At 28.4% G+C, this 3,756-nt stretch carries 7 protein-coding genes; all 7 read right to left on the reverse strand.

The genetic code is table 11. From position 1 onward, the window contains the following. Nucleotides 1-177 precede the first annotated feature (177 nt). Nucleotides 178-639, reverse strand: a complete 462-nt coding sequence (locus UNSWCS_RS10160; RefSeq protein WP_035143956.1) for a hypothetical protein — start codon at nt 637-639, stop codon at nt 178-180. 80 nt (nt 640-719) lie between these two features. Beyond that, nucleotides 720-1,103: a hypothetical protein gene (locus UNSWCS_RS10165; RefSeq protein WP_035143957.1), complete on the reverse strand. Its 384-nt coding sequence runs from the start codon at nt 1,101-1,103 to the stop codon at nt 720-722. Between the two features lie 52 nt (nt 1,104-1,155). After that, nucleotides 1,156-1,530, reverse strand: coding sequence for a phytanoyl-CoA dioxygenase (locus UNSWCS_RS10170; protein WP_080655759.1), 375 nt, complete (start codon nt 1,528-1,530; stop codon nt 1,156-1,158). A 118-nt stretch (nt 1,531-1,648) separates the two neighbouring features. Continuing rightward, nucleotides 1,649-2,029 carry a hypothetical protein gene (locus UNSWCS_RS10175; protein WP_035143959.1) on the reverse strand — a complete coding sequence of 127 codons (381 nt, stop codon included), beginning with the start codon at nt 2,027-2,029 and terminating at the stop codon, nt 1,649-1,651. Next, nucleotides 2,029-2,202: a hypothetical protein gene (locus UNSWCS_RS11890; protein WP_155242313.1), complete on the reverse strand. Its 174-nt coding sequence runs from the start codon at nt 2,200-2,202 to the stop codon at nt 2,029-2,031. Before UNSWCS_RS11890 ends, UNSWCS_RS10175 begins: the two co-directional genes overlap by 1 nt. Nucleotides 2,203-2,271: 69 nt before the next feature. Beyond that, complete coding sequence (locus UNSWCS_RS10180; RefSeq protein WP_021088436.1) at nt 2,272-2,907, reverse strand: hypothetical protein; 636 nt, start codon at nt 2,905-2,907, stop codon at nt 2,272-2,274. After that, the coding region (locus UNSWCS_RS12045) for a hypothetical protein (protein WP_035143960.1) at nt 2,904-3,756 on the reverse strand (853 nt) is incomplete at its 5' end. The genes UNSWCS_RS12045 and UNSWCS_RS10180, both read right to left, overlap by 4 nt.

Here is a 3,756-nt window from a genome sequence, read left to right on the forward strand (position 1 = left end):
ATTTAGGTTATGGTTATCTATAAAGGTATTATCTTTATCATACTCTCCTGCTGCTAGTAGTGATCCTTTTAGATGAGTGTTTTTGGCTTAATTATATGGTATATTATTATTCAAGTCTGATCTATTTTCTTCTACAAATCATTAATTAACTCTAAAATTATAGTGGATTATAAACCTCTAGCTTTCAATAACTACTATAATATTTAATAAATCATTGCCATTATCGGTTGAATATTTGGCTGTTTCACGAATGACATCATTGAGTAAAACCAATAAATCATTGGCTATATTTTTATATTTCTGTTTAAATTTATTAAAATTTAAAAAATGTATTGTCATATCATCTCTAATACCAAATTTATTTTTTAACCCATATTGTGAGTTTTCTGATTTTTCTTGCAGATATTCTTCATAGCTCCCCCATTCATCTACTTCTCGATATTCTTCCCGTTCTTTATATCTAATTAACCAAAAAAAATCCTTAAAACCATCTGGTCCAAAACGCAATGGCAAGTTTAATTTTTTTGATAAATAGCCATAAACTTTTTCAATTATATTTTTTGGTTTATATTCACCAAATTTATCAGCATATATTACATCCTTTTCTAGTTCTTCAAAATCAATTTTTACATCTATCATTGTATATCACCAAAAATTTGTTTTATCGTTCCTTGTGGTAATTTGCCAGCTTTGTAAAAAGGAATTCCGCTACTATATTATTAAATTTTATGCTCGGCTATCAATTTAGCATCTTCATCAAAGTCATTAAGAGAATAACCTAATAAATTTAGTAAATTTACAGAACTTATAACTATCTTATTCCAAATTTCTGGCATTTCATATAAATCTGTATCCGTATTATTATTTTTACAAATAGTATCAAGTTTATTTTTATATTCTTTTATAGCTAGGAGCTCATTGTTATCAAATAAGTACTTATTTTCTGGCTTTTGTATAAGTTCTAATGGATTTATAATCTCATTTACTAATTCATCGCCCCAAGTATATTTATCAGTAGTAGCATTGTCTATATATTTTTTTTGATACTCAGTAGAAGCTAACTCAAATAGCCTTTCTAATAATATTTTTTTTAGTTGATACATTTTTATTTTCCCATAATAGCATTAAGATTTCCGTAAATTCGATTTTGTTATTTTATTTACCAAACTCATTGCGGTCTATATTATCTATTGTATTATAATCAAAATCTTTTATTTGATAACCCAAAATATTTAAAAATTTTTCTGCGTCTATTTTTAATCCAGCCCATATATTTGTTCCGTATATATCACCATTTGGCAGGTTGAGTATTTTATTTCGCAATATATTTGCAAATTCTAATTCTCGTTCTGAAAAATTATTTTTGAAACAATCTAATTGTGCTTCTCTACAAAAATTTGTGACCTCTTCAATTAAGTCTTCTGGCGCCACATACTCGTAAATAGTAGAATTATCAATATATTGTGTTTGATAATCTGTTGAAGCAAGTCTAAACAAAGACTTTGCCAATAATTCCCTTATTTTTCTCATTTTAATTTCCCGTAATAGCATTAAGATTTCCGTAAACTCGATTTTGTTATTTTATTTACCACTTTATTTTTCCTACACCATTGTATGTAAAAAACTGCGTGCTAGTATCCTGAGCGGGCTATAAACCGCAATAATAAAACTTTGTATTTAATGCATTTGCCATTTTCTTGCAAAAATCAATAAAATTTTGTAAGGGGATTTTATTTACTTCATTAAAATCAAAAGATAGTGTTAGTTCGTTTTCATTATTATATATTAGAATATATAGTTCAAAAAATTCAAATTTTAAATCAAAAATTTTTGAATTTTTGAGTTGAAAATATATATACCCATTTTGTGTTTCATCAAATCTAAAATTTTTATAATTTTCTTTTGATAAATTAGGATAAATAGTGGAATTTACATTTAATATTTCCTCAGAATTTTCTATCAATACTTTTGTTAAATTTAAGGAATTTTCTAATTTTACTTTATCTAATAACAATTCTAATATTTCCATCAATCTATAAAACCTTTAAATTTTCCATTTAATTCTAGTCTAACACCACGACCATCTGGTAATCTTTTTTCCAAAAATGCTATATCTTTACTATTTGTAACTTTCTTAAATTCAATATTAGAATTTAGAATATCTTTCAAATGCTTCATGCCTTGCAAATTCCAAGTATCCATACTACTAGTTGTTTTACCCCAAATTTCAGGTTTTCTGCTGAAGTATGTAACTATAACAATTATTACTAGCTATTCATTCACAACTTCTATCCCGCTTGGACAAATTTTTGCAAGTGGATTGTTATACTCTTGGTGGCATTTTTCACACTTTATGACGCCTAGCCCTGCACTTACCTGCTCTGCGTTGTAGCAATGCGGACAAACGACGTAGCCATCTGTTTGCGTATCTATACCAATAGCTTTGATACTTGGGTCTTGATAGTCGTTAAAGATTTTTCTAAATTCTCTTTTATAAATTTTAAAATCAATAAAACCAGCAAACTCAATCAGATAATTTCTGAATGCAAAATAGTATCTCTTATCTTTTTCTCTAAAATTTAGATCATCTTCAAAGATTTCTTGTAAATCCGACCAAAAATTTTCATAATTAATATTTCTTGGGGCAATACTTAAGACATCGTTTATCCTAACAATATTCCATCTATTTGGGATACTGCCATCAATAATATCAAAAAGCTCAGCACTAAATCCGCAAATGCCATCAAAATCATCCTTGTCATACACAATGATAAATTTTACCTTCCCTTCATACATCTCCATCAGCAAGACATCATAAATAGTATCTTTTTTAAGCGCATCAAATGCACTTAGCTCGCGAAGCTCAAGCGATGAAATATCAATGGTTGATTTTAGTTTTACTTTCATTTTTTACCACCAAATTTTGTTTTATAATCCATTTCATAGTACACTTCATTGGTTTTTAAATTTTTATAAAAATGGACTTCATCTTTACCTACTTTTACCTTTGCTTTAACCCAATCTTTTATATCACCACGTTTTGATAGTTCTGCAATAAGCTTTTTATTGCCTATCTTCTCCCCAGAGGAGGAATTTATTATTTTAGATGCTTTAATAGCATTTTCGGTTAAGGTGCCATCGGAATTAAATGTCTCCAAGAAATAAAGTTCCTTCTTATATTTTTCATACAAAGCAACATTTGCGGCACTATCTTTGTCTTTTACTGCCTCTATGGCTGGATTATCTATTTTAGTAACATCACTAGTTACATCACTAGGCTTTTTACCAAACCTATCCCAAGCTGCTTTTCCAGCTTTGTTTGTAATAGCACTAGGACCAGTAAGTCCAGCTATAAATTCAGTATCTCTTGCAGTTACACTCTCATAGTCACCCAATACTATATCTAGTTCGCCTTTATCTATACCTTCTTTTATTTCACTTGGTATATTTGGGATATTAGCCAACGCATTAACAAATTCTTTTGGGTTGCTTACTAGATGATAAACTCCTGTTATTGTATCTTTTACAAGATTTATTCCACCTTTTGCAAATCCTGTTGCAAAGTTTGCTATATCATTACTAAGCTTTGTATCTACTTTTAGATTTTTATCATAGAATTCTCTATTGTTAGTAAAACTATCTAGATACATATACCTATCCTCATATTGCTTTTTATCTGGGTTAAAGGCATTTGTATTATCTAGAGTTGTATTGTAAAAGCTACTTTGCTTTATGAAATTTGTTGCTAATTCTATA

It is taken from the genome of Campylobacter concisus UNSWCS (genome assembly GCF_000466685.1).
Taxonomy (GTDB): Bacteria; Campylobacterota; Campylobacteria; order Campylobacterales; family Campylobacteraceae; genus Campylobacter_A; species Campylobacter_A concisus_A.

Coding starts and splice junctions, on each gene's coding strand:
- UNSWCS_RS10180 (WP_021088436.1), bottom strand. CDS start 2,907: ATGAAAGTAAAACTAAAATCAACCATTGATATTTCATCGCTTGAGCTT.
- UNSWCS_RS11890 (WP_155242313.1), bottom strand. CDS start 2,202: ATGGATACTTGGAATTTGCAAGGCATGAAGCATTTGAAAGATATTCTA.
- UNSWCS_RS10170 (WP_080655759.1), bottom strand. CDS start 1,530: ATGAGAAAAATAAGGGAATTATTGGCAAAGTCTTTGTTTAGACTTGCT.
- UNSWCS_RS10160 (WP_035143956.1), bottom strand. CDS start 639: ATGATAGATGTAAAAATTGATTTTGAAGAACTAGAAAAGGATGTAATA.
- UNSWCS_RS10165 (WP_035143957.1), bottom strand. CDS start 1,103: ATGTATCAACTAAAAAAAATATTATTAGAAAGGCTATTTGAGTTAGCT.
- UNSWCS_RS10175 (WP_035143959.1), bottom strand. CDS start 2,029: ATGGAAATATTAGAATTGTTATTAGATAAAGTAAAATTAGAAAATTCC.